Here is a 23,662-nt window from a genome sequence, read left to right on the forward strand (position 1 = left end):
TCTCCCCGCAAGCGGGGAGAGGTGAAAAGGCTCAAGCGGCTTGCGCGAGGCCGGCCTTGGTGGTCTCGAACGCGTAGTCGAGCCACTGCGTCAGGGTGGCGACATCGGCGGTTTCCACCGTGGCGCCGCACCAGATCCGCAAGCCCGCCGGGGCATCGCGATAGGCGCCGAGATCGAAGCCGGCGCCTTCCTTCTCAACCACCGCGACCAGCTTCTTGGCGAAGTCGGCCTGGGCTTCCGGAGACAGCGCGGTGATCGCGGGATCCACCACCTTGAGGCAGACCGAGGTGTTGGAGCGGATCGCCGGATCGGCCGCCAGGAAGTCGGCCCACTTGGCCTTCGCCTGCCAGTCGGTCAGCACCTTGGTGTTGGCGTCGGCACGGGCGATCAGACCCTTGAGGCCGCCCACCGACTTCGCCCACTCGAGCGCGTCGATGTAGTCCTCGACGCACAGCATCGACGGGGTGTTGATGGTCTCGCCCTGGAAGATGCCCTCGATCAGCTTGCCGCCCTTGGTGAGGCGGAAGATCTTCGGCATCGGCCAGGTCGGGGTGTAGCTCTCGAGCCGGGCCACGGCGCGCGGGCTGAGGATCAGCATGCCGTGCGCGGCTTCGCCGCCGAGCGCCTTCTGCCAGGAGAAGGTGACGACATCGAGCTTGGCCCAATCCAAGGCTTGCGCGAACGCAGCCGAGGTGGCGTCGCAGATGGTCAGACCTTCACGATCGGCCTTGATCCAGTCGGCGTTCGGAACGCGGACGCCCGAGGTGGTGCCGTTCCAGGTGAAGACGACGTCGGTGTTGCAATCGACCTTGGTGAGGTCGGGAATTTCGCCGTAACCAGCCTTGAGCTTGGTGACGTTGGGGAGCTTCAGCTCCTTGGTGACGTCGCCGACCCAGCCGTCGCCGAACGATTCCCAGGCCAGCGTGGTGACCGGGCGCGGCCCGAGCAGCGACCACAGCGCCATTTCGACGGCGCCGGTGTCGGACGCCGGAACGATGCCGATCTTGTAGTCGGCCGGCACTTCCAAGACTTCGCGGGTCAGGTCGATCGCGAGCTTGAGCTTGGCCTTGCCGACCTTCGCGCGATGCGAGCGGCCGAGCGGGGCGTCCTTGAGATTTTCGGGGGACCAGCCGGGGCGCTTGGCGCAGGGGCCGGAAGAGAAATTAGGCGTCGTGGGCCGCAATGCGGGCTTCGTAGCAGTCATCATCTATCCTTCCAGATAGCTGCCTCTCGGTGGGGAGAGGTTTCCCGTCGCTGGGGATAGTCCTTTGGCTTCCAATGTCAAGGAACTTCGCGATCCGGAAGATCACGGACAACTACGACTTTCGGAACCGCCGGGTTCCGTTCCGCCGGGCCGTGACGCGGCGATGACGGTCGACCACGACCAACAGCGACGCCGACGTGTCCCGCCGGCGCCGCATCAGATCGGCCGCGCGATGTCCGCGCTCCGGCTCAGGCGACCTTGGCGACGAATCTGTGCACCTCGGCGCGCAACTTATCGACCTGGCCGGCGATCTCGCCGGAGACGCCGTTGACCCGCATCGCGATCTTGCCGGTGTCTTCGGCGGCGTGACTGATACCAACGACGTTCGACGTCACCAGCGCAGTGCCGGACGAGGCCTGCTGCACGTTGCTGGCGATCTCGCGCGTCGCCGCGCCCTGCTGCTCGACCGCGGAGGCGATCGAGGTGCTGACTTCGTTGATCTCGCTGATCCGCCAGCTGATCGCCTCGACGGCGCCGACCGATTCCTCGGTGATCGACTGCATCTCGCCGATCCGCGCGGTGATCTCTTCGGTGGCCTTGGCGGTCTGGCTGGCGAGCGCCTTCACTTCCGCCGCCACCACCGCGAAGCCGCGGCCGGACTCGCCGGCGCGTGCCGCCTCGATCGTGGCGTTGAGCGCCAGCAGATTGGTCTGCGCCGCGACCGCGTTGATCAGCTTGACGACGTCGCCGATCCGCTGCGCCGCGTCGGCGAGGCGCCTGATCTTGTCGGTGGTCTGGGCCGCCTCGTCCACCGCCTGATGGGTGCTGGTGGTGGAATGCTGGATCTGCCGGGAGATCTCGGCGATCGACGCGGTGAGCTGTTCCGCCGCGCTGGCCACCGTCTGCACGTTCGCCGAGGCTTGTTCGGCGCCCGACGCTACGCTGACCGATTGACGGCTGGTTTCTTCGGCCGCCTCGGCCATCGCACCGGCATCGGACTTCAACCCGGTGGAAGCCGTCGTCAGCAGTCCTGCGACGTCGTCCATGCCGGCCGCGAAGCACTGCGCTTCCTTGGCCACCTCGCGCACCCGGCGGTCCATCGAGTCGGAAGCGCTGTTGATCACCACCGAGGCGTTCTTGAACGAGCCCGGCAGGCCGCGGGTCAGCACCTTGCGGAAGGTCTTGCCCTGGCTGACATACTCCATCGACGCCGACGCCTCGCGAACGAAGGCGTCGACGATGTCGAGCATGTTGTTGACCTCGGCCTGGGCCCGCCCGATCTCGCCGCCGTCGCGGCGGCCCTGGACACGCGCCTCCAGATTGCCGTGCGCGGCCTCGACGCAAACCGCGGCGATCTCGTTCATCGCCGCGGAGGTTCGGCGCAGCAGCCACACCGCGTAACCGAGCAAAGAAAGGCCGATGCCCATCGCAACCAACTCGACGACATAGCCGAGCGACCCGATCACCATGCCGATGGCGCTCAGCCCCACCATCACCACCGCGGCGGCGACGAGGGCGACGATCGCCTTAGACAGAGAAGATGAATTCATCGTACTCCACTCCCCGCTCTTTGATCGTGCTCATCAGCAACGCATAGCCCGCCAACATGCCGTCCTTGGCGTTGCGATGCCGGTTCTCCTCGTCGCGCAACTGGCGATACAGCGCCTCGATTCGGGTGACCTGTTCGCGATCGGGTTTGCGGCGGTTGGAATGGAAGCCGGTGACGTTGCGGTTGGCGTCGAGCGTCGGCGTGACGTGGGCGAACACCCAGTAGTGATCGCCGTCGCGGGCCATGTTCACCACATAGGCGAAGATCTCCTTCTTGGCCTGGATGGTGTCCCACAGCAGCTTGAAGATCGCGCGCGGCATGTCCGGGTGGCGCACCAGCGAATGCGGCGCGCCGATTACTTCCGAGCGGGGGAATTTTGCCAGCCGGACGAACACGTCGTTGGCGTAAGTAATATGTCCCTTGAGGTCGGTCTTGGATACGATCAACTCATCTTCGTCGAACGGGCATTCGATACCCGTCGGCTTCACCTGCGGCCGAGCCATCGGTCGTGCGCTCCTGGTTGATTCCGCCTGAATGACGGTCTCAGACGGGTTTTCCCCCTGAGACAACGACGCGTCTTCTACCGCACAGATTCTGATCGACCGGCTTACTGCTGCGTTAAACTGCCACTCAGTAGCAATACCTGGGTATGATGGTATTGTGGAACAATCGATTCAAAACCGCATCGTCATCCCGACATGGGACGGCTGAAAGCCGAGCCGGGCATAGAACCGCTGGGCGTCGACGCGGCTCTGATGGGTGAATAATTCGACGAGCCGGCAGCCCTGGTCGCGCGCCTGCCCGATCGCCCAGCGCACCAGCACCTCGCCGATGCCGCGGCTGCGGCAGTCGCGGGCGACGCGCACATCCTCGATGATCGCCCGCGAGGCACCTTGCGAACTGAGGCCGGGCAGCACCGCGAGCTGCAGGCAGCCGACCACGCGGCCGTCCTGATCTTCCGCCACCACCATCCGGATCTGCGGCGACCGTTGCAGCGCGTCGAACGCCGCGTAGTAGGAGTCCGGCAGCGGGTCTTCGAGCCGCTCGCGCCCCGCGCCCAGATGATCGTCTGCGAGCATCGCGACGATCGCGAACACATCCGCGCGGCGGGCCGAGCGAATGGCGACGGCGGGATCGGCACTCATCGAGGCGATCAGGTCGCGGGGTCGAACGCAGGCAGGCCGAGGCCGGCCTCGGCGCGGCCGATCCAGTCCCGAACGGCCGGATAGTCCTGCAGTGCGAAGCCGCCCTGCTCGGCCATCCGCGTATACGCCAGCAGCGCCACGTCGGCGAGCGACAGCCGATCGCCGACGAGAACGGCGGACGCCGCCAGATGCTGCTCCATCCGCTTCAGCGCCACGTGCCCGCGGCGTACCCTGTCCGGGTCGAGTTCGTCGGCCGGCATACCGAGATAGACCATCTGGAATCGGCACACCGCGATATACGGCTCATGGCTGTACTGCTCCCAGAACAGCCACTCGTCCATCTTGGCCGCGAGCCACGGATCAGTCGGGATCAGATCGCTGCCGCGGGCCAGATAGCGGATGATGGCATTGGACTGCGCCAGCGTGCGGCCATCGTCGAAGCCGACCACCGGAACCTGCCCGGCCGGGTTCAGCGCCAGAAACGCCGGCGTCCGGGACTCGCCCTTCATCGTATCGACGGCGATCCACTCATACGGCAGCCCCAGCCGGTCGCAGGTCCACTTCACCTTCAGGCAGTTGCCGGAATTGAGATCGCCGTAGATCTTCATAGCCTACAGGATGCTCCCTCTCCAGATGGAGACGGGCAGCGACCCGCGCCTCCATCGACCGGCAAGATCAGAACTTGTAGCCGATGCCGCCACGGACCGTAGACACTGCCGTGTTGATCGGCGCCGCGAATTTCAGATACTCCCACTCGGCACGGACGAACAGGCCGCGCGTGATCATCATGTCCATGCCGACGCCGCCTGCGTAGCCGTAGATGAAGTGGTTGTTCTGCACCTGAGTGAGGCTGCCGCTGAACGGAACATACTGGAAGCCGGGCGCAGCGCTGGTGTTGACCTGGGTACCCGAAATCGAGGCTGTGCGGACAATGTCGGCCTGGCCGAGTGAAACCCCGCCGAACGCATAGGGCAGGAAGCTGCCGAACGCATAGGCGGCGCGGGCCCGCACCGATCCGATGTCTTTCACATTCATCGTCGCAGCGGCCGAATAATACACGTCGTTGGTGTAGCCGTTCGACGTGGTGAAGATGCGACCCATCCCGCCGAAGTCGGAACCGCCGAAATTGCCATGCATGTAGTTGGCTTCGAGTCCGAGCACGACATCGTCCCACTGCCAATTGTAGCCGATGAATCCGCCGTAGCCGCTGCCATGGCTGGATTTCTTGCCGAGGACCGGCCAGCGTGAAACGTTGTACTCGTTCTCGATGGCGGTCAGCACCATCTGCTGATGCGCGAGGCTGCTGGTGGCGTCAGTGAAATCCATGTCTGACGTGCCGTAGCCGGCCTGGCCACCAACGTAGAAGCCTTCCCAATTGACCACCCGGGCAGTCTCTACCAGCGCGCCGCGGAGCGGGCCGTAGTCCGGCATGTCGGCCGCATACGCCGTCTGTGCCATCACGCCGACCGCAGCGGCCACCACAACTCTACGCATCGCCACACTCCCCCGACGAAACCTTTCCACGCTGCTGATCATGCGGCGTTAACCTTAATTCTTCGTTGTCGGAGCAACTCCGCAGATAACAAAAACGGCGCGGGAAGCTCCCGCGCCGTTAACACTCGTAAACGAATGGAGGGCGGTCAGCCCTTGCGCATCAGCACCGGCGGGGCGGGGTAGACCGGACCAGAGTCGAGATTCCAGCGGACGCCGAATTTCACGTCGTGCGAGGTGATGTCCTTGAAGGTCATCGCCTGATTCGCCGTCGCGCCATCCTTGGTGATCAAGCTGCCGGTAAGACCGTCGCCGAGATTCATGTAGCTGTAGGCCAATTCGACCGTCAGGTTCGGATTGACCTTGTAGGCCAGACCGGCATGCGCCGCCCAGGCCAAATTCCACTTCGAGGCGCTCGACGCATAAGCCGCGCTCGGCACAGTACCATACAGATAAGAGCCGTTCGCGCCCATGTCGGTGAAATTGGAGATGGTGTTGTACGACATACCGACGCCGGCGCCGACAAACGGCGTGATGCACCACCAAGTGCCCAGATCGACATAGGCGTTTGCCATTACGACCCACTCGGACTTGCTACCGCCATAGACATTACTGCCGCGCTGTAGGGTGCCCGTGTCGTAATACGAAGTCAGATCAAGACCCTTCATGTTGGCCTTGCCACGATACTGACCCGTAATGTCACCACGCAGCCAGGGATTGAATTGATAACCGACGCCGATGCCGTAGATGCCCGCGGAGTCGAAACTGGTGCTCTGGTCGAGCGACTGCAGGTTCGGGTAGCTGTAATATTCGCGACGCTTGACCTGCTGGTTGCTGAACCCGATGTCGCCGCGCAGATACCAGCCGCCGAAATCCTCGGCCGGGGGCGGCGCATAAGCGGGCGGCGGGGCGATCGGCATGTCGGCCGCCATCGCGGCCGAGGCAATCAGCGAAGCCGCTCCGGCGGCCATCATCATCTTCACGCTACGCATTGGCTTCGTCCTTTGGTCCAATGATCAATTACGAAGGCCCCACACCCGGAAACCTATGAGATCGGACGATGCCACCAATTCCTTAAGCGCAACTTAACCCTAATTTTTAAGGTTGATATTTGATGACCCCAACTACCTGACTGATAACCAAGCGGGCGGCAGCGAGCCGGCACGACGGTCTTGATTGCTAACAAATCGTTGACGACGCCCGCGCAGAGCGCTGTGCCAAACGACGACGGCCCCGGTTCCCGAACGGAACCGGAGCCGTGGATCGACCGAGGCTGCGGCCGACGCGTACCGACTGCGGACGGCCCAAATCAGTGCATGTGACGCGGCATCTTCGGCAGCAGCACCGCCAGCAGCCCGAGCGCCGGCAGGAACGAGCAGACCTGGTAGACGAAATCGATGCCGCGGATGTCGGCGAGCTCGCCGAGCGCCGCCGCTCCGAGGCCGCCGATGCCGAAGGCGAAGCCGAAGAACACCCCGGAGATCATGCCGAACCGGTGCGGCATCAGCTCCTGGGCGAACACGATGATGGCCGGCGTCGCCGACGCCAGGATGAAGCCGATGAACACCGTCAGCACCGCGCTGCCGTACAGCCCGGCGTAGGGCAGCGCCAGGGTGAACGGCAGGATGCCGAGGATGGAGAACCAGATCACGTAGCGGCGGCCGAACCGGTCGCCGAGCGGCCCGCCGAAGAACACCCCGGCCGCGGTGGCGGCCAGGAAGATGAACAGGAAGATCTGCGCGGTCTGGGTCGAGACCTGGAACTTCTCGATCAGATAGAACGTGTAGTAGCTCGACAGGCTCGACAGATAGAGCTGCTTGGAGAACAGCAGCGCCACCAGCACCACCAGCGCGACCATCACCCGGCGCCGGCTCGGAGCGTGCGGATGCGGCTGCACCACCATCTTCTTCTTGCCGGCGACCTGCGGCTTGTACCACACGCCGATCCGCCACAGCACGATGATGGCCAGGAACGCGATCGACGAGAACCAGGCGATCGACGGCTGGCCGAACGGCACCACGATCAGCGCCGCCAGGATCGGGCCGAGCGCGGTGCCGGCATTGCCGCCGACCTGAAACACCGACTGCGCCATGCCGTGGCGGCCCCCGGAGGCGAGCCGCGCGATCCGCGCCGACTCGGGGTGAAACACCGCCGAGCCGAGCCCGATCATCGCCGCGGCGATCAGGATCACCGCGTAGGAATGCGCGACGCTGAGCAGCAGCAGGCCCAGAAAGGTCGAGCCCATGCCGATCGCCAGCGAGAACGGCTGCGCCTTCTTGTCGGTGATGTGCCCGACGACCGGCTGCAACAGCGAGGCTGTGAACTGGAACGCCAGCGTGATCATGCCGATCTGGCCGAAGTCGAGCGCGTAGTTCGCCTTCAGGATCGGATACACCGACGGAATCAGCGACTGCATGGTGTCGTTGAGGAAATGCGAGAAACTGATGCCCCCGAGCACGACATAGGCCGGCCCGGCCGCGGCCGGCGCCGCCGGCTTGGTGAGTTCGGGGAGCGGCAGCTCGGCCGGATTGACCGGAGCAGCGATATCCGCATCGACGATGACAGGCTTGTTCACGGCGTTTCCTGAAATGGCGTGCTGGCGCCGGCTGAATTTCGCGGCGCAATAACGACGAACGGCCGGCACATTGGCCGACCGCCGTCAAATTAGTAGCAGGTAGCGCGGGTGTGTAGCGCGGATTCGCGATGGCAGCGTTGCAACGCGCCGCCTGTCGCAGATGCCCCGCTCAGGCGGCGGCCGACGCCGCATTGCCGAGCGCGTCGACGATGCTGTCGACCACTTCCTCGACGACGTCGTGATCGTCGCCCTCGCCCATCACCCGGATCACCGGCTCGGTGCCCGACGGGCGGATCAGCAGCCGGCCGTGGCCGTTCAGCCGCTTCTCGCCGTCCTCGATCGCCGCGATCACGCCGCTGTCGTCGAGCGGACGGCCGCTGCGATAGCGCACGTTCTTCAGGATCTGCGGCAGCGGATCGAAGCGGTGGCAGACTTCCGACACCGGACGGCCGAGCTTCTGCACCATCGCCAGCACCTGCAGCGCCGCGACGAAGCCGTCGCCGGTGGTGTTGAAGTCCGACAGGATGATGTGGCCGGAGGACTCGCCGCCGACATTGTAGCCGTCCTTCAGCATCTGCTCGAGCACGTAGCGGTCGCCGACCGGGGTGCGCAGCAGCGCGATGCCCTCGCTCGCCAGGAAGCGCTCCAGCCCGAGATTGGACATCACGGTGGCGACCACGCCCGGCTTGGCGAGCCGGCCGTCTTCCTTCCAGCTCTGGCCGATCACCGCCAGAAGCTGATCGCCGTCGACCACGTGGCCGCGCTCGTCGACCAGGATGACGCGGTCGGCATCGCCGTCGAGCGCGATGCCGATGTCGGCGCGCATCTCGCGGACCTTGGCGCACAGCGCCTGCGGCGCGGTGGAGCCGCATTCCTTGTTGATGTTGAAGCCGTCGGGCTCGACCCCGATCGAGATCACGTCGGCGCCGAGCTCCCACAGCGCCTCCGGCACCACCCGGTAGGCGGCGCCGTTGGCGCAATCGATCACCACGCGCAGCCCTTCGAGGCTCAGTTCGCGCGGCAGCGTCCGCTTGGCGAATTCGATGTAGCGGTCGTGGACGCCGTCGATGCGGCGGGCGCGGCCGAGGCTCGCGCTCTGCGCCAGCTTCTTGTCGAGCGAATCGTCGAGCATCAGCTCGATCTGCTTTTCGACGTCGTCGCTGAGCTTGTAGCCGAGCGGGCCGAACAGCTTGATGCCGTTGTCCTCGAACAGATTATGCGACGCCGAGATCATCACGCCGAGGTCGGCGCGCATCGACTTGGTCAGCATCGCGACCGCCGGCGTCGGCATCGGGCCGACCAGCAGCACGTCCATCCCGACCGAAGTGAAGCCCGCGACCAGCGCGTTCTCGATCATATAGCCGGACAGGCGGGTGTCCTTGCCGATCACCACCCGATGGCGGTGCTCGCCGCGCTGAAACGCGAGGCCGGCGGCCTGACCGACCTTCAACGCCAATTCCGGCGTGATCAGACCATTGGCGCGGCCCCGGATTCCGTCCGTCCCGAAATATCTGCGGCTCATCCAATCATCCCCCGCCCTTGCCGGTCACGATCAAAAAACCCCGATTCGTCCGGGGCTTGCCGTGCGGCGAAACGGCCTTATAGGCCCAAAATGGTTGCGGGGACTTCAAAAAATGTAATCAAAGATTACGCCGCCGACCTGGGCCAGCGGCGTAATCCTTTGAAATACCGAGTTTATCCGGCAATGCTCAGGGTTGGGTGATTAACCCTTCCGGCGCTTATCCCCATCCGGCTTCGACGGTGCCGGCTGGGTGACGCTGACCGGATCGGAGCCCGGAAACGACTCTTCAAGGCCCTCGTTGAGCTGCTCTTCCAACTCTTTCTTGTCCTTGGTCGGGGTATCGGCGGTCTTGGCGTCGGTCATCACGTCCTCCTGCTCCACCTTTGCGAACTGGAATGGAAAACGCGCTGCGATGCAGCGAGTTCCCGGACCTCACCGGGCCCCTGACGCGACGATTTTGCACATTGCGTCCGCGTGCTACAGGACGGACCGCGCACCCCAACGGCAACAGGCAGACGGCAATTCCATGAAAGAGATCACCTGCATCGAAGACCTCCGCCAGATTCACAAGCGGCGGGTGCCGAAGATGTTCTTCGATTACGTCGACCACGGCTCCTACGCCGAGGAGACGCTGCGGGCGAATGTGGACGACCTGAAGCGGATCAAGTTCCGTCAGCGCATCCTGGTCGACATCTCCAAGCGCGAACTGTCGACCACCATCCTGGGCGACACCTATGCGATGCCGCTGATTCTGGCGCCGGTCGGCTCGACCGGGATGCAGCATGCCGACGGCGAGATCCTCGCCTGCCGCGCCGCACAGGCCGCCGGCATCCCCTACACGCTGTCGACGATGTCGATCTGTTCGATCGAGGACGTCGCCGCCAATGTCGACAAGCCGTTCTGGTTCCAGCTCTACGTGATGCGCGACCGCGGCTTCGTCAAAGCGCTGATCGAGCGCGCGATCGCGGCGAAATGCAGCGCGCTGGTGCTGACGGTCGATCTGCAGGTGATCGGCCAGCGCCATCAGGACATCAAGAACGGCATGACGGTGCCGCCGCAACTGTTCAAGCTGAAGAACGTGCTCGACATCGCCACCAAACCGGGCTGGGTGAAGGGCATTCTCGGCACGCCGCGGCGCAACTTCGGCAACATCGCCGGCCACCTGCCCGGTTCCAAGGATCTGGAATCGGTGTCGGCCTGGGTGGCGTCGCAGTTCGACGCCTCGCTGAACTGGCGCGACATCGACTGGATCCGTTCGATCTGGCCGGGCAAGCTGATCATCAAGGGCATTCTCGACGTCGAGGACGCCCGCGAGGCGGTGAAGGTCGGCGCCGAGGCGCTGGTGGTGTCGAACCACGGCGGCCGCCAGCTCGACGGCGCGCCGTCGTCGATCGAGGTGCTGCCGGAGATCGTCCACACCGTCGGGTCGCACATCGAGGTGATGTTCGACGGCGGCATCCGCTCCGGCCAGGACGTGATGCGGGCGCTGGCGCTCGGCGCCAGGAGCTGCATGATCGGCCGCGCCTACATCTACGGCCTCGGCGCCTATGGCGGCCCGGGCGTCGCCAAGGCGATCGACATCATCGGCAAAGAGCTGTCGACCACGATGGGCCTGTGCGGCGTCAATTCGATCCACGAGATCGACGAGAAGGTGCTGGCGGAGTAAGTCCGACCTGCACTCTCCGCGCGTCATTGCGCGCCAACGGGGCGACACGAAATGACGCCCGATGACAAGCTCCGCGAAGCAGTCCAGAGCCCGGTCCTCTGAGCTGGATTGCTTCGTCGGCCTCGCCTCCTCGCAATGACGGGGAGATAACTCACAAACAACGAACAACAACAACCGGAGGAAATCCATGACTGATACGCAACGCGCGCCGCAGACCGCTTCCAGCGAAGTGCTCTATGCGGTCGAGGATCACATCGCCACGATCACGCTGAACGCGCCGGAGCGGCTGAACACCATCTCCGGGCCGATGCTCAACACGCTGGCGGCGCTGCTCACCAAGGCGAATGAAGACCCGGACGTCCGCTGCGTCATTCTCACCGGCAACGGCCGGGCGTTCTGCGCCGGGCTCGACCTCACCAAGGAGCGCGGCGACGAAGGCCTCAGCGCTGCGTCGTCGCCGACCACGCTCGACCTGCGCAACACCCCGCCGACCGTGCTGCAGGCGATGGACAAGCCGACCATCTGCGCGGTCAATGGCGGCGCGGCCGGCTACGGCATGGATACCGCACTCGGCTGCGACATCCGGATCATGGCGGAATCCGCCAAGCTGGCTGCCGCGTTCGTCAAGCGCGGCGTGGTGCCGGAGAGCGGCGGCACCTGGTTTCTGCCGCGAATGATCGGCTGGGCCAAGGCAGCCGAGCTGATCTTCACCGGGCGTACGTTAAGCGCGCGCGAGAGCCTGGAATGGGGCCTCGCCAACGAAGTCGTGCCCGACGCCGAGCTGATGGGCCGCGCCCGCGCGGTCGCCAGGGAGATCGCCGGCAACGCGCCGCTGGCGGTGCAGGCGGCCAAGCGGATGATGCGGATGGGCCTCAACGAAACCTTCCCGGATCACGTCCATCACGTGTACTTGCAGCTCCTGCCGCTGTTCAAGACGCAGGACATGAAGGAAGGCATCGCGGCCTTCATGGAGAAGCGCGAGGCGAAGTTCGTCGGCCGCTGAGGACCGGCGACTGCTCGGAGACGCACGATGTTCGAGACCGTCACGACGCTGCTCGACTGGCTCGGCGTGGTGGTGTTCGCCGTCACCGGCGCGCTGGTGGCGTCGCGCAAGGAAATGGACATCGTCGGCTTCGCGCTGCTCGGCACCGCGACCGGCATCGGCGGCGGCACGCTGCGCGACGTGCTGCTCGACCAGCCGGTGTTCTGGATCCGCGAGCCGGCCTATCTGGTGGCCTGCGTGCTGGTTTCCGGAATCGTGTTCTTCACCGCGCACATCCCGCATTCGCGCTACAAAATGCTGTTGTGGCTCGACGCCATCGGCATGGCGCTGTTTGCGGTCAGCGGGGCCGAGCGCGCCGCGCTGGCCGGCGCCAACGGCATCGTCGCGGTGGCGATGGGCGTCGTCACGGCGACCTTCGGCGGCATCATCCGCGATCTGCTCGGCGGCGAAATTCCGGTCATCCTCCGCCGCGAGATCTACGTCACCGCCGCGCTGGTCGGCGCTGCGACCTACGAGGCGTCCACCGCTCTGGGCGCGAGCCGCGAACTCGGCACGATCGCCGGCTTTACGCTGGCGCTGCTGATCCGTGCCGCGGCGCTGCAGCGCGGCTGGTCGCTGCCGCGTTATCGATCCCGGCCCGGCGCCCGGGACGAATGACACGCGTGCAGGCCGGTGGCAGGCGTCCGCCTCATGTGTGTCCGAGCAGATCCGCCTCGACCAGCGCCCGCAGCTCCGCGGTGACGTGGGGCCGCGCGCCGAACCACAGGTCGAAGCCGCGTACCGCCTGGTGCAGCAGCATGCCGAGGCCGTCCGCGGTGCGCAGGCCGCGCGCCCTGGCGGCGGCGAGCAGATCGGTTTCCAGCGGCACGTAGACCAGATCGGCCACCACCGCGTCGGCCGGCAGCGCCGACAGGTCGATCTGAAGCGGCGGCTGCCCCTTCATCCCGAGCGAGGTGGTGTTGACCAGGAGCCCGGCGCCCGGCAGCGCCACCGGAATGTCCTGCCAGGCGATCGGCACCACCCGGTCGCCGAACAGATCGCGCAAGGCCTGCACCCGTTCGATCGAACGGTTGGCGAGCGCGATGCGCTGCACGCCGCGCTCCAGCAGGCCATACACCACCGCCCGCGACGAACCGCCGGCGCCCAGCACCAGCGCATGCGCGGTACGGTCCCAGCCCGGCGCCGAGGCGTCGAGATTGCCGATGAAGCCTTCGATGTCGGTATTGGTCGAGCGCAGCAAGTCACCATCGTAGTACAGCGTATTGGCGGCGCCGACCGCGCGGGCGCGCGCGTCCGGCTCGGTGAGCTGCAGCGCGCGCTCCTTGTGCGGGATGGTAACGTTGGCGCCGACATAGCCGTGCGACTTCAGATGCAGCACGAATTCGGCGAAGCCTTCCGGCGGCACCGCCTCGATCGAATAGCCGCCCTCGATGCCGAGCTGGCGCAGCCAGTAATGATGGATCAGCGGCGAGCGCGAATGCGCCGCCGGCCAGCCGATCAGACACGCGGCGCGCTTGGTCGCAGCCATTTCGCCCTCCAGCAGACGCGAGACCTCCGAAGCCTGTGAAAATCAGGCCGCCGCGCCAGCGTCAACGCAAAACACGCCGGCCCGACGGAAGTCGTGGCCTCACGCCGAGACGGGCTGTTGTGACGCCGCGTCCTCGGGGGCCGCGGTCTTGCCCTTGATCTCGTCGACCGCGCTGGCGATGTCGGCGCGGTAGTGCGCCAGCGGCGGCTTGACGCCATGGGTCAGCAGCGCGCGGCGCACCGTCGGCGAGGCGCCGGTGATGATCAGCCTGATGCGCTTGCGCTGCGCCGACAGCGCGACCCGGTAGATCGCATTCGCGGCGGTGGAATCCAGCAGCGGCACCGCGGCGAAATCGACCACGAACACCTTGTGGCGATCGGCGATGTTGTTGAGCACCGAAGAGACCGTCGCGGCGGCGCCGAAGAAGAACGCCCCGGTGATACGATAGACGACGACATCCGGATCGGTGACCAGCGCCAGGTCGGCGGCGGTGCCGCGGCGCTTGCCGCTCTCGTCGGCCCGGTCTTCCTGCGCCAGACCGGAATAGGCCTCGACGCCGGTGACTTCGGACATGCGGTGGATGAACAGCACCGCGCCGAGCGCGAAGCCGACCACGATGCCCTCGGTGAGATCGCGGAACACGGTGAGCAGGAAGGTCGCCAGCACCACCACCGCGTCGCCACGTGACGAGCGCACCAGCGTGGCGAATTCGTGCTTCTCCGCCATGTTCCAGGCGACGATCGCCAGCACCGCGGCGAGCGTGGCGAGCGGGATGTAGCTCGCCAGCGGCGCCGCCACCAGCATGAACACCAGCAGGAAAACGGAGTGCAGCATGCCGGCGATCGGCGAGCGCGCGCCGGTGCGGATGTTGGTGGCGGTGCGGGCGATCGCGCCGGTGACGCAGATGCCGCCGAACAGTGCCGAGCCCATATTGGCGACGCCCTGCGCCACCAGTTCGCAGTTCGAGCGATGCCGCCGCCCGGTCATGCCGTCGGCGACCACCGCCGAGAGCAGCGACTCGATGGCGCCGAGCAGCGCAAACGCGATCGCGTCGGGCAGCACCTCGATCACCTTGGCGACCGAGAACACCGGCCAGGACGGCAGCGGAAAACTCTCCGGAATGCCGCCGAACTTGGTGCCGATGGTCGCGACCGGCAGCGAGAAGCCCCACACCAGCGCCGCGGTGACGGCGACTGCGATCAGCAGCCCCGGCCAGTTCGGGCGCAGCTTCTTCAAGCCCACGATCAGCACGATCGCGGTGACGGCGATGCCGAGCGCGTAGACGTTCATGGTCGGCAGCGCCTGCGCCAGCGCCTCGAGTTTGGGAATGAACGGCCCCGGCTCGTGCGCCAGATCGATGCCGAGCAGATCCTTGAGCTGGCTGGCGAAGATGATCACCGCGATGCCGGCGGTGAAACCGACCGTGACCGGATAGGGAATGAATTTGACGTAGGTGCCGATCTGCAGGAAGCCGGCGATCACCAGCATGATGCCGGCCAGGAAGGTGGCCAGCAGCACGCCGTCGATGCCGTGACGCTGCACGCTGAGCATCACCAGCACGATGAACGCGCCGGCCGGCCCGCCGATCTGGAAGCGGGAGCCGCCGAGCAGCGAGACCAGGAAACCGCCGACCACCGCGGCGTACAGCCCGCGATCCGGCGTGACGCCGGAGGCGATCGCGATCGCGGTCGACAGCGGCAGCGCCACGATCGCGACGGTGAGGCCGGCGATCAGGTCGGCGCGGAAATCGCCGAGGCCGTAGCCCTCGCGCAGGACGGTGATCAGTTTGGGCGTGAACAGCTCGCGGAAGCTCGGTTTGGCCGCAGATACAAGTCGCCGGGAGGTGTCCATGCCGTTTCTCCTGGTCCGCCCCGCTGCTGCACCGAAACCGTCAGGCCTCGTTGCGGGGCGGCGCCGGCTCTTTGAACCGGACGCCGCGGCCGCCGCCTTCGCTGCGGGAGTTGTCTCCGATCAGGGTCACGCCGCAGCGGTCGAGCGCCTCGACGACCTTGGTGAGGGATTCCACCACACCGCGGACGTTGCCTTCGCTCGCCTCCATCCGCTGGATGGTCGGCAGCGACACGCCGGACAATTCGGCCAGCGTGCGCTGGTCGATGCCAAGCAGCGCGCGCGCGGCGCGCAATTGGGCTGCGGTCATCATGGGTGAGGCATGAACTCTGATGTCTGAAGTCTGCAATATGATGCCTTGAGCAGCACCATGCAAATAAAAAGCGGCTGGAGTGATGTTTAAAACATCAATCCAGCCGCTCCAGAGCAGTCATATTTTAGTGAGCGCCGGGCCGGAGCCTTCCCGCCCGGCGCTGGTCTGGGTCAGGCCGCCGCCTGACGGCGGGCAGCGACGATCTGGTCGGCGGTGCGTCCGGTGACCTCGGCCATATGGTCGAAGCCGCGGGTGAAGCTGCCGGCGCCGGCGGTGGCCGAGCGCAGCTCGACGATCAGGTCGCCGATCTCGGCCTCCGGCATGGTGGCCCGCACCGTGTCCCACCCCAGCCAGCCCTCGCGGGTATCGAAGCCGAGAATCTGGCCGCGCCGCCCGGACAGGATGGCGTTGACCTTGGCGGTGGCCTCGGTCGGGCAGACGATCTCGACGGTGTGGATCGGCTCCAGCAGCACCGGCTGGCACTGCGGCAGCGCCTCGGTGATGCCGATCCGCGCCGCGGTGCGGAATGCCTGATCCGAGGAATCGACGCTGTGGTACGAGCCATCGGTCAAGGTGACGTGGACATCGACCACCGGGAAGCCGAGCGGGCCGGCGCGCAGGCCGTCGATCACGCCCTCCTCCACCGCGCCCATGTAGTTGCGCGGCACCGCGCCGCCGACCACGGTCTCGGCGAAGGCGAAGCCCTCGCCGCGCGGCAGCGGCTTGATGTCGAGCACGACGTCGCCGAACTGGCCGTGGCCGCCGGACTGCTTCTTGTGCCGGCCGCGCTGGGTCACCGGCTTGCGGATGGTCTCGCGGTAGCCGATCGCCGGGGCGTGCGACTTCACGGTGACGCCGTAACGGTCGTGCAGCCGCTCCAGCGTCACGCGCAGATGCATCTCGCCCTGACCCCACAGCACCATCTCGTGGCTCTGCGGATCGTGCACGACGGTCAGCGAGGGATCTTCCTCGTTCAGCCGCTGCAGCGCCTGGCCGAGCTTGACGTCGTCCTTGCGGTCGGCGGCGGCCAGTGCCATCGCCAGCACCGGCGGGACGGCGGAGACCTCGACCAGCGCGGCGGGTGCGGCCTTGCCGTTGGCGAAAGTGTCGCCGGTTTTGATCGCGTCGAGCTTGCCGAGCGCGACGACGTCGCCGGCCGAGGCCGACGAGCGCTTGCTGTCATGGCCGCCGCCGACCGCCTGAATGCCGGAGACACGCGCGGACTCGCCGGCCGACGACTGTACATTGTCGCCGTCGGCAAGCGTGCCGGACAGCACCCGCGCCAGCGACAGCTTGCCGCCGTGCTGCAGATGCTGGGTCTTGAAGACGTAGCCGATCGCGTCCTTGCCGGCAGTGACGCCGAGGCGTGCCGCGGTCTCGCTAACGTCCGGCGCTTCATGGCGCAGCGCCTTGAGCAGACGCATCACGCCGTTCTCGCGCAGCGCCGAGCCGAGCAGCACCGGACAGATCACGCCTTCGCGCAGCTCGCGGGCGAGGTCGTCGAACACCGCGTCGCGCGGCGGCGGGATGTCTTCGAGCAGTTGCTCCATCAGCGCGTCGTCGTGATCGGCGAGCTTCTCGAGCATCGAGAACCGCGCTTCCTTCTCGCGGTCGAGATCGCCGCCTTCGAGGTCGATCACTTCGGAGGGCTTGTGCTCCCGATAGACGAAAGCGCGCTCCAGCGCGAGGTCGACATAGCCGGCGATCAGTTCGCCGTTCCAGATCGGAATCTGGCGCAGCACCAGCGGGATGCGGGATGCCGGCTGCAGACTGTCGAGCACTTCGCGAACGCGTTTGTTGGCGCGATCGATCTTGTTCAGGAACAGAAATCTGGGAATGCCGAGATCTTCGAGTTCGCGCAGGATGAGCTGCAACTGCGGCAGCTTGCGCTCGTCGGCTTCGCACACCACCACGGCGGCGTCGACGGCGGGAAGCGCCGCGCGCATGTCGTGCGCGAATTCGACGGAGCCGGGACAATCGAGGAAGGTGTAGGTCTCACCCATGAACTGGGTGGTGACGGCGGTGAGGCTGAGGCCCATTTTGTGCTGGCGGGCCTCGGGGCTGGAGTCGCCGTGCGAGGTGCCGGCATCGACCGAGCCGGCCCGGGGGATGGCGCCGGTTCGCGCCAGGATCGCTTCGAGTAGTGTGGTTTTTCCGCTTTGGAATGGGCCCACCAGTGCGATGCACCGGGGACCGCGGGGACTTCTGACGTCTTGTCCCATCGCCGCCTCCTGACTTTGGAGCTCGGCCCGTGATTGGGTCGGCAAGACGTGATGCTTTCGCAACACACGACACTTGGCAAGCGCGAAAAATTGCGACGCTTCGATGTCGACCTTGAGCCGGATCAAGGACAGGCAAAAATAAGCGCTGCGACGCGGTTGCATCGCAGCGCTAAACCGTGGACCGGGAATAACAGCAGGCGCGCTGTTAGTTAGCGCCCGGGACGCAGCTCGAGTTCCTGCAGGCCGACCGCGACGTTGACGCCGGTCTGGCCCTGCAGGCTGAGCGGCTGCAGCGCGATCGAATTGGCCGAGCCGCCGATCAGCACATTGGCGCCGAGCCCGACGCCGACCGAGGCCGAGCCTTGCGCACCCGCGTAGTTGCCGGCGAGGTCGCCGGGGCCGAAACGCTCGACCGGCGCGAACACCGCCCAGCCGAGCGCGGTTTCCGGAGTGATGCCGATGTCGAGGCCGATCTTGCGGATGGTGGCGACATAGGGGGTGTCGGGCCGGCCTTCGCTGCGCAGCACGCAGCCGAGATTGGTGACCGAGCCGACGATGAAGCCCATGCTGGCACCGCCGCGACATTCCAGCATGCCGACGCGCACCCGGCCCTGCTGCGCATCGGCTGCGGTGGCGGTGAGCGTGGCGGCGGCTAATCCAACGAGAAGCGAGAGGCGGCGCATGGCGAAGATCTCCGACGTGGGATGGTGATGCGAAACGCGCCGCGATTCGGGCGAACGCGATCGAACAGCGCGGCCATCTAGTCACAGCATCGATAAATCTTCAATGACGGCACCTGCGCCCCGCCGTACCGATCGATGCTGATACACGGCTGATAGATACGAAAAGGGCCCGCGAATGCGAGCCCTTTTACCTACGATGCTAATGCTTCGTAAACGTCATCGCTCAGCGATGATGATGCCGGCGGTGGTGCTTGCGGTACTTCTTCTTGGCGATCGGCGCCGGAAGGAGCTGCACGTCGACGATGCCGGCAGTGGCGTTGAAGCCGGTCTGGCCCTGCAGGCTCAGCGGCTGCAGCGCGAAGGCGTTGTTGGAGCCGCCGACCAGCAGGTTGCCGCCGAAGCCGAAGCCGAACGACGCATTGGCGCCGACGCCGCCATAGCTGCCGCCGAGGTCGCCACGACCGATGCGACGGGTCGGGGCGTACACCGCCCAGGCCAGGCCGGTGTTCTGGGTGAAGCCGAGGTCGACGCCGATGCGCTGCACGTTCGCGAGGTAGGGCTCGGGGCGGCGGTCACCGGACTTGAACAGACATTCGAGCTGGGTGGACGAGCCCACCACGTAACCGACGTTCGGGCCGCCGGCGCACTCGATCACGCCGACCTGCACGCGCTCTTGAGCGCTCGCGCTCGCAACCGAGGCGATCAACGCGACCGCAGCGATGCCGAACTGTCTGAGGGTCTTCATAGAAACAAACTCCGCATGTGGGATTGAGATTGCGGAGGCGACAAGAAGGAAGCGTCTTGGCCAAAACAAGGCGCTTCCGCAATTTTGGAACGAATCCTGTGCGGGGTTTCGGATTCTTGATGAAGACTTACCGCAAATTTCCACAGAACCGCTGGATACGCTTGCAGGCGTCCTCGAGATCAGAGGTTTTGGTGGCGTAGGAAATGCGGAACGCCGGGCCGAGGCCGAACGCCGAACCGTGCACCACCGCGACCCCCTCGGCTTCCAGAAGCTCGGTGACGAAGTCCTCGTCGGTCTCGATGGTCTTGCCCGACGGCGAGGTCTTGCCGATGGTGCCGGCGCAGGACGGATAGACATAGAACGCGCCTTCCGGGCGCGGGCAGTCGATCCCGGCCGCCTGGTTCAGCATCGACACCACCAGATCGCGGCGCTCCTTGAACACCTTGTTGTGGGCGGCGATGAATTCCTGCGGACCGTTGAGCGCCTCGACGGCAGCCCACTGCGCGATCGAGCACGGATTCGAAGTCGATTGCGACTGGATCGTCGCCATCGCCTTGATCAGCTCGGCCGGGCCGCCGGCATAGCCGATCCGCCAGCCGGTCATGCAATACGACTTCGACACGCCGTTCACCGTCAGGGTGCGGTCGAACAGCTTCGGCTCGATCTGCGCCGGGGTGGTGAACTCGAAATCGTCGTAGACGAGGTGCTCGTACATGTCGTCGGTCATCACCCAGACATGCGGGTGCTTGAGCAGAACGTCGGTGAGCGCCTTCAATTCGGCTCGGGTGTAGGCGGCGCCGGTCGGGTTCGACGGCGAGTTGAGGATGATCCACTTGGTCTTCGGGGTGATCGCCGCTTCCAAGGCCGCCGGCTGCAGCTTGAAGCCGAACTCGGCGGTGCACACCACCGGCACGCTCTCGCCGCCGGCGAGCGCCACCATCTCCGGATAGCTGACCCAATACGGCGCCGGGATGATCACCTCGTCGCCCGGATTGATGGTCGCCATCAGGGCGTTGTACAGTACCTGCTTGCCGCCGGTGCCGACGATGATCTGGTTCGGCTTGTAGGTCAGGCCGTTCTCGCGCTGAAACTTGTCGATGATCGCCTGCTTCAGCTCCGGAATGCCGTCGACCGCGGTGTACTTGGTCTTGCCGGCCTCGACCGCATGGATCGCCGCCAGCTTGATGTTGGCCGGCGTGTCGAAATCCGGCTCGCCGGAGCCCAGCCCGATGACGTTGCGCCCGGCCGCTTTCAGCTCGCGCGCTTTGTCCGACACCGCGATGGTCGCGGACGGCTTCACACGATCGAGCGCGGTGGCGAGGAACGGCATCGTCTTCTCCTTGCAGCCGTCATGAGCCGGCATTTGGCGCGACTCTTCCATATCTGACGGGAACGGCCACACACTAAGCGCCGACACGTTGCATCGCAAGAAGCTTGCGGGAATGGCGGCATTGTCCGGTCGTAGGCACCGCCGACACGGGCGGTCTCGCCGCGCGGACAGAAAACGGCTGTTGCCAGTCATGCGCGACGCCATCCGCCACCCGGCGATTTCGCATGGCGAAAGGGATAAAACGGACGCCGCGGCGGGGTTTTCCACGCCGCAGCGGCTCGATCGCAGTGCGGCATGGGATTTCGACGCTTTCCAGCGCTTGGGGCTTGCGACGCCTGCCGGGGGGCATCATTGTTTAGCCGCGTTGGGCGCGGCAGATGCCGGCGGCAGGGAGAGCGAAGCGACCTTCAGGATGTACAAGCTCTATTCGATGCAGCGATCGGGAAACAGCTACAAGGTGCGCCTTGCGCTGGCATTTCTCGATGCCCCGTACCGCGCGATCGAGGTCGACATCCTGCGCGGCGAAAGCCGCACGCCCGATTTCCTCGCCAAGAATCCGAGCGGCCAGGTGCCGCTGCTGGAGACCGCGCCGGGCCGCTATCTCGCCGAATCCAATGCGATCCTGTGGTACCTCGCCGTCGGCACCTCGCTGGCGCCGGACACCAGGATGGACCGCGCCGAAGCGCTGCAATGGATGTTCTTCGAGCAGCATGCGCTGGAGCCCAACATCGGCTCGGCGTATTTCTGGCTGTGTCTGGTCAAGGGCGGCCGCGACCTGCAGACCCACGCGCTGGAGGACTGGCTGGAGCGCGGCTATGCGGCGCTGCAGGTGATGGAGAACCACCTCAAGACCAACGATTACTTCGCAGCCGGCCAGCTCACCATCGCCGACATCGCGCTGTACGGCTACACCCACGTCGCCGACCAATGCGATTTCGACCTGTCGACGTTTCCGGCGGTGAACGCCTGGCTGCGACGGGTCGAACAGACCCCGGGTTTCATCACCATGGACTGGACCCCGGACGCGGCGGCCGCCGACGCCGCGGATTTCGCCGCCGAAGCCTGAGCGGCCCCGCGCTCGATTTCCGCCGCGTTTTGGTCACGATTGTCCCTTTCGGGGCCGCATAAATGCCGGTGATTGCAGGACAATCCACCAATGCCGGTGATTCGCCGGCATTTGGTTCGAGGATTTCGAGTCATGCATTCGTCGTCCGGCCCGGCGCCCGGCTTCATTCGACCCGCCGCGCCCGTCACCTCCCCTCATTTGCTTCGCGCGGTCGCCGCGTCGCTCGTCATCGCGGTGGCATCGCTCGGCACCATCCTGGCGCTGACGCTGCTGTCGGCCCAATGCGGCGATGCGTGCGGCATGTCGACACCTTTCGCGCTCTGATCGCCCCGGCAAAGATCGTCTTCCGCACCGGCGCATGAAACGATCGCCGTCCGGCGCCCGCGACGGACGGCCCGCGACCAGAGCTTGCTGCGAAGGGGCATTGCGATGAAGGCACCGATCGTCTGGGTTTCCGGCACGTTGACGGCCGCCACCGCGCTGGTTGCCGCCTCGCTGTTGATCGCCACCGCCAGCCGCGGCGAGGTCACCACGTTTCCATCCTCCGCCGGCCCGCTGGTGGTCGACACCGTTGCGCAGAATCTGGCGCATCCGTGGGGACTGGCGTTTCTGCCCGACGGCCGGATGCTGGTGACCGAGCGGCCCGGCCGGCTGCGGCTGGTGACGCCTCGTGGCGAGTTGTCGCAACCGCTCGCAGGCGTGCCCGAAGTGTGGGCTTCGGGCCAGGGCGGGCTGCTCGACGTCGTCGCCGACAAGGACGTCGCCGCCAACCGGACGATCTACTTGTGCTACGCCGAACGCGACGGCCGCGGCGGCCGCACCGCAGTGGCCCGCGGCACCTTGGTCGACGGCGAAGCGCCGAGGCTCGACGCCGTGAAGGTGATCTTCCGCCAGCAGGGACCGCTGTCGTCCGGCAATCATTACGGTTGCCGGATCGCCCAGGACGCGCGCGGCGATCTGTTCGTCACGCTCGGCGACCATTACGGCCCGCGCAATCAGGCGCAGAGCCTGTCGGATCATATCGGCAAGATCGTGCGGATCGCGCCCGACGGCAGCGTGCCGAAGGACAATCCGTTCGCCGGCCGTGACGGCGCCCGGCCGGAGATCTGGAGCCTCGGCCACCGCAACCCGCAGGGGCTCGCTTTCAATCCCGCCGACGGCAGCCTGTGGGAAGTCGAGCACGGCCCGCGCGGCGGCGACGAGGTCAACCTGATCCGCAAGGGCGAGAACTTCGGCTGGCCGGTGATCGGCTACGGCGTCGATTACAGCGGCGCCAAGATCCACGAGGCAACCGCGAAGCCGGGGATGCAGCAGCCGGCAAAATACTGGGTGCCGTCGATCTCGCCGAGCGGCATGGCGTTCTACACCGGCAAGCTGTTTCCGAGCTGGAACGGCAACCTGTTCGTCGGCGCGCTGTCCGGACAGATGCTGGTGCGGCTGTCGCTCGACGGCGACAGAATTACCGGCGAAGAACGGCTGCTGCAGACGCTGAGCGAGCGCATTCGCGACGTTCGCCAGGGCCCCGACGGCGCGTTGTGGCTGCTCACCGACAGCACCGCGGGGCGGATTCTGCGGGTGAGGCCGGCGGCGAACTAAGCCGTCATGTCGGCCGAGACCTCCGCTCACCGCCGCGATCGTCTCACAGGTTAAGACGTAGTTGACGCGTCACCGCCGTGTAACAAACTACCGCTAGGGTCCGCTCGCGTCTGATCGAGGCCCCCCGTCGCCGATCAACGTCCCCAGCGGTCCCCGTCAGTCGCCGCGTCTGACCG

Annotated in this window: 23 protein-coding genes; 6 read left to right on the forward strand and 17 right to left on the reverse strand. The window is 66.1% G+C overall.

Translation table 11 applies throughout. The features are described from left to right. Positions 1–31: 31 nt before the first annotated feature. From FLL57_RS16790 to FLL57_RS23385, 10 genes are all read right to left on the reverse strand, one after another. On the reverse strand, positions 32–1,204 hold the full coding sequence (locus FLL57_RS16790) for a phosphoserine transaminase (protein WP_142883465.1): 1,173 nt from the start codon (positions 1,202–1,204) through the stop codon (positions 32–34). A gap of 248 nt (positions 1,205–1,452) precedes the next feature. Then, entirely contained in the window at positions 1,453–2,754 is a 1,302-nt protein-coding gene (locus FLL57_RS16795) for a methyl-accepting chemotaxis protein (protein WP_142883466.1), read from the reverse strand. Continuing rightward, positions 2,732–3,256 carry a PAS domain-containing protein gene (locus FLL57_RS16800; protein ID WP_142883467.1) on the reverse strand — a complete coding sequence of 175 codons (525 nt, stop codon included), beginning with the start codon at positions 3,254–3,256 and terminating at the stop codon, positions 2,732–2,734. The genes FLL57_RS16795 and FLL57_RS16800 overlap by 23 nt, the downstream gene beginning before the upstream one ends. Positions 3,257–3,427: 171 nt before the next feature. Next, positions 3,428–3,898, reverse strand: coding sequence for a GNAT family N-acetyltransferase (locus FLL57_RS16805; RefSeq protein ID WP_142883468.1), 471 nt, complete (start codon positions 3,896–3,898; stop codon positions 3,428–3,430). Positions 3,899–3,906: 8 nt separating this feature from the next. Beyond that, complete coding sequence (locus tag FLL57_RS16810) at positions 3,907–4,506, reverse strand: glutathione S-transferase family protein (RefSeq protein WP_142883469.1); 600 nt, start codon at positions 4,504–4,506, stop codon at positions 3,907–3,909. 67 nt (positions 4,507–4,573) lie between these two features. Next, on the reverse strand, positions 4,574–5,392 hold the full coding sequence (locus FLL57_RS16815; protein WP_142883470.1) for an outer membrane protein: 819 nt from the start codon (positions 5,390–5,392) through the stop codon (positions 4,574–4,576). Positions 5,393–5,538: 146 nt separating this feature from the next. Continuing rightward, a complete protein-coding gene (locus FLL57_RS16820) occupies positions 5,539–6,381 on the reverse strand; it encodes an outer membrane protein (RefSeq protein ID WP_142883471.1) in 843 nt (280 codons plus the stop codon). A gap of 317 nt (positions 6,382–6,698) precedes the next feature. Next, a complete protein-coding gene (locus FLL57_RS16825) occupies positions 6,699–7,964 on the reverse strand; it encodes an MFS transporter (RefSeq protein ID WP_142883472.1) in 1,266 nt (421 codons plus the stop codon). A gap of 169 nt (positions 7,965–8,133) precedes the next feature. Next, the gene (gene glmM / locus FLL57_RS16830; protein WP_013504184.1) at positions 8,134–9,486 is read right to left on the reverse strand and encodes a phosphoglucosamine mutase; all 1,353 of its coding nucleotides are present in this window, start codon (positions 9,484–9,486) and stop codon (positions 8,134–8,136) included. A 201-nt stretch (positions 9,487–9,687) separates the two neighbouring features. Further along, positions 9,688–9,849 carry a hypothetical protein gene (locus FLL57_RS23385; RefSeq protein WP_185966153.1) on the reverse strand — a complete coding sequence of 54 codons (162 nt, stop codon included), beginning with the start codon at positions 9,847–9,849 and terminating at the stop codon, positions 9,688–9,690. Positions 9,850–10,012: 163 nt separating this feature from the next. Between FLL57_RS23385 and FLL57_RS16835 the strand changes: the two genes are divergently transcribed. The 3 genes from FLL57_RS16835 (at position 10,013) to FLL57_RS16845 (ending at position 12,812) form a co-directional block, all read left to right on the forward strand. Beyond that, complete coding sequence (locus FLL57_RS16835; protein ID WP_142883473.1) at positions 10,013–11,152, forward strand: alpha-hydroxy acid oxidase; 1,140 nt, start codon at positions 10,013–10,015, stop codon at positions 11,150–11,152. A gap of 187 nt (positions 11,153–11,339) precedes the next feature. Next, positions 11,340–12,155 carry an enoyl-CoA hydratase/isomerase family protein gene (locus FLL57_RS16840; RefSeq protein ID WP_142883474.1) on the forward strand — a complete coding sequence of 272 codons (816 nt, stop codon included), beginning with the start codon at positions 11,340–11,342 and terminating at the stop codon, positions 12,153–12,155. Between the two features lie 27 nt (positions 12,156–12,182). Beyond that, positions 12,183–12,812: a trimeric intracellular cation channel family protein gene (locus FLL57_RS16845; RefSeq protein ID WP_013504188.1), complete on the forward strand. Its 630-nt coding sequence runs from the start codon at positions 12,183–12,185 to the stop codon at positions 12,810–12,812. 31 nt (positions 12,813–12,843) lie between these two features. On the opposite strand, the gene FLL57_RS16850 is transcribed toward FLL57_RS16845, so the two are convergent. The 7 genes from FLL57_RS16850 to FLL57_RS16880 form a co-directional block, all read right to left on the reverse strand. After that, on the reverse strand, positions 12,844–13,683 hold the full coding sequence (locus FLL57_RS16850) for a shikimate dehydrogenase (RefSeq protein ID WP_142883475.1): 840 nt from the start codon (positions 13,681–13,683) through the stop codon (positions 12,844–12,846). A gap of 99 nt (positions 13,684–13,782) precedes the next feature. Further along, positions 13,783–15,534, reverse strand: coding sequence for a SulP family inorganic anion transporter (locus FLL57_RS16855; protein ID WP_142883476.1), 1,752 nt, complete (start codon positions 15,532–15,534; stop codon positions 13,783–13,785). A 40-nt stretch (positions 15,535–15,574) separates the two neighbouring features. Next, positions 15,575–15,844: a helix-turn-helix domain-containing protein gene (locus FLL57_RS16860; RefSeq protein ID WP_013504191.1), complete on the reverse strand. Its 270-nt coding sequence runs from the start codon at positions 15,842–15,844 to the stop codon at positions 15,575–15,577. Positions 15,845–16,014: 170 nt separating this feature from the next. Beyond that, positions 16,015–18,066 carry an elongation factor G gene (locus tag FLL57_RS16865; protein ID WP_142883477.1) on the reverse strand — a complete coding sequence of 684 codons (2,052 nt, stop codon included), beginning with the start codon at positions 18,064–18,066 and terminating at the stop codon, positions 16,015–16,017. A 209-nt stretch (positions 18,067–18,275) separates the two neighbouring features. Further along, positions 18,276–18,749: a DUF992 domain-containing protein gene (locus FLL57_RS16870; protein ID WP_013504193.1), complete on the reverse strand. Its 474-nt coding sequence runs from the start codon at positions 18,747–18,749 to the stop codon at positions 18,276–18,278. A gap of 223 nt (positions 18,750–18,972) precedes the next feature. Next, positions 18,973–19,494: a DUF992 domain-containing protein gene (locus FLL57_RS16875; protein WP_013504194.1), complete on the reverse strand. Its 522-nt coding sequence runs from the start codon at positions 19,492–19,494 to the stop codon at positions 18,973–18,975. A gap of 127 nt (positions 19,495–19,621) precedes the next feature. Then, positions 19,622–20,824, reverse strand: a complete 1,203-nt coding sequence (locus tag FLL57_RS16880) for a pyridoxal phosphate-dependent aminotransferase (protein ID WP_142884240.1) — start codon at positions 20,822–20,824, stop codon at positions 19,622–19,624. 412 nt (positions 20,825–21,236) lie between these two features. Here FLL57_RS16880 and FLL57_RS16885 point away from each other — a divergent pair, with 412 nt between their 5' ends. The 3 genes from FLL57_RS16885 (at position 21,237) to FLL57_RS16895 (ending at position 23,486) form a co-directional block, all read left to right on the forward strand. Continuing rightward, positions 21,237–21,890, forward strand: a complete 654-nt coding sequence (locus tag FLL57_RS16885; RefSeq protein WP_041808070.1) for a glutathione S-transferase family protein — start codon at positions 21,237–21,239, stop codon at positions 21,888–21,890. Between the two features lie 90 nt (positions 21,891–21,980). After that, on the forward strand, positions 21,981–22,214 hold the full coding sequence (locus FLL57_RS16890; RefSeq protein WP_234713343.1) for an HtrA2 peptidase: 234 nt from the start codon (positions 21,981–21,983) through the stop codon (positions 22,212–22,214). Positions 22,215–22,319: 105 nt separating this feature from the next. After that, complete coding sequence (locus FLL57_RS16895; RefSeq protein ID WP_142883478.1) at positions 22,320–23,486, forward strand: PQQ-dependent sugar dehydrogenase; 1,167 nt, start codon at positions 22,320–22,322, stop codon at positions 23,484–23,486. Positions 23,487–23,662: the final 176 nt, after the last annotated feature.

Source organism: Rhodopseudomonas palustris (assembly GCF_007005445.1).
Lineage (GTDB): Bacteria > Pseudomonadota > Alphaproteobacteria > Rhizobiales > Xanthobacteraceae > Rhodopseudomonas > Rhodopseudomonas palustris_G.

Bases quoted from the DNA above. Each gene is read 5' to 3' on its own strand.
- FLL57_RS16810 (WP_142883469.1), bottom strand. From the start codon at position 4,506: ATGAAGATCTACGGCGATCTCAATTCCGGCAACTGCCTGAAGGTGAAG.
- FLL57_RS16795 (WP_142883466.1), bottom strand. From the start codon at position 2,754: ATGAATTCATCTTCTCTGTCTAAGGCGATCGTCGCCCTCGTCGCCGCC.
- FLL57_RS16800 (WP_142883467.1), bottom strand. From the start codon at position 3,256: ATGGCTCGGCCGCAGGTGAAGCCGACGGGTATCGAATGCCCGTTCGAC.
- FLL57_RS16875 (WP_013504194.1), bottom strand. From the start codon at position 19,494: ATGAAGACCCTCAGACAGTTCGGCATCGCTGCGGTCGCGTTGATCGCC.
- glmM (WP_013504184.1), bottom strand. From the start codon at position 9,486: ATGAGCCGCAGATATTTCGGGACGGACGGAATCCGGGGCCGCGCCAAT.
- FLL57_RS16870 (WP_013504193.1), bottom strand. From the start codon at position 18,749: ATGCGCCGCCTCTCGCTTCTCGTTGGATTAGCCGCCGCCACGCTCACC.
- FLL57_RS16860 (WP_013504191.1), bottom strand. From the start codon at position 15,844: ATGATGACCGCAGCCCAATTGCGCGCCGCGCGCGCGCTGCTTGGCATC.
- FLL57_RS16790 (WP_142883465.1), bottom strand. From the start codon at position 1,204: ATGACTGCTACGAAGCCCGCATTGCGGCCCACGACGCCTAATTTCTCT.
- FLL57_RS16820 (WP_142883471.1), bottom strand. From the start codon at position 6,381: ATGCGTAGCGTGAAGATGATGATGGCCGCCGGAGCGGCTTCGCTGATT.
- FLL57_RS16805 (WP_142883468.1), bottom strand. From the start codon at position 3,898: ATGAGTGCCGATCCCGCCGTCGCCATTCGCTCGGCCCGCCGCGCGGAT.
- FLL57_RS16895 (WP_142883478.1), top strand. From the start codon at position 22,320: ATGAAGGCACCGATCGTCTGGGTTTCCGGCACGTTGACGGCCGCCACC.
- FLL57_RS16835 (WP_142883473.1), top strand. From the start codon at position 10,013: ATGAAAGAGATCACCTGCATCGAAGACCTCCGCCAGATTCACAAGCGG.
- FLL57_RS16815 (WP_142883470.1), bottom strand. From the start codon at position 5,392: ATGCGTAGAGTTGTGGTGGCCGCTGCGGTCGGCGTGATGGCACAGACG.
- FLL57_RS16850 (WP_142883475.1), bottom strand. From the start codon at position 13,683: ATGGCTGCGACCAAGCGCGCCGCGTGTCTGATCGGCTGGCCGGCGGCG.
- FLL57_RS16845 (WP_013504188.1), top strand. From the start codon at position 12,183: ATGTTCGAGACCGTCACGACGCTGCTCGACTGGCTCGGCGTGGTGGTG.
- FLL57_RS16880 (WP_142884240.1), bottom strand. From the start codon at position 20,824: ATGCCGTTCCTCGCCACCGCGCTCGATCGTGTGAAGCCGTCCGCGACC.
- FLL57_RS16890 (WP_234713343.1), top strand. From the start codon at position 21,981: ATGCCGGTGATTCGCCGGCATTTGGTTCGAGGATTTCGAGTCATGCAT.
- FLL57_RS16855 (WP_142883476.1), bottom strand. From the start codon at position 15,534: ATGGACACCTCCCGGCGACTTGTATCTGCGGCCAAACCGAGCTTCCGC.
- FLL57_RS16885 (WP_041808070.1), top strand. From the start codon at position 21,237: ATGTACAAGCTCTATTCGATGCAGCGATCGGGAAACAGCTACAAGGTG.
- FLL57_RS23385 (WP_185966153.1), bottom strand. From the start codon at position 9,849: ATGACCGACGCCAAGACCGCCGATACCCCGACCAAGGACAAGAAAGAG.
- FLL57_RS16865 (WP_142883477.1), bottom strand. From the start codon at position 18,066: ATGGGACAAGACGTCAGAAGTCCCCGCGGTCCCCGGTGCATCGCACTG.
- FLL57_RS16840 (WP_142883474.1), top strand. From the start codon at position 11,340: ATGACTGATACGCAACGCGCGCCGCAGACCGCTTCCAGCGAAGTGCTC.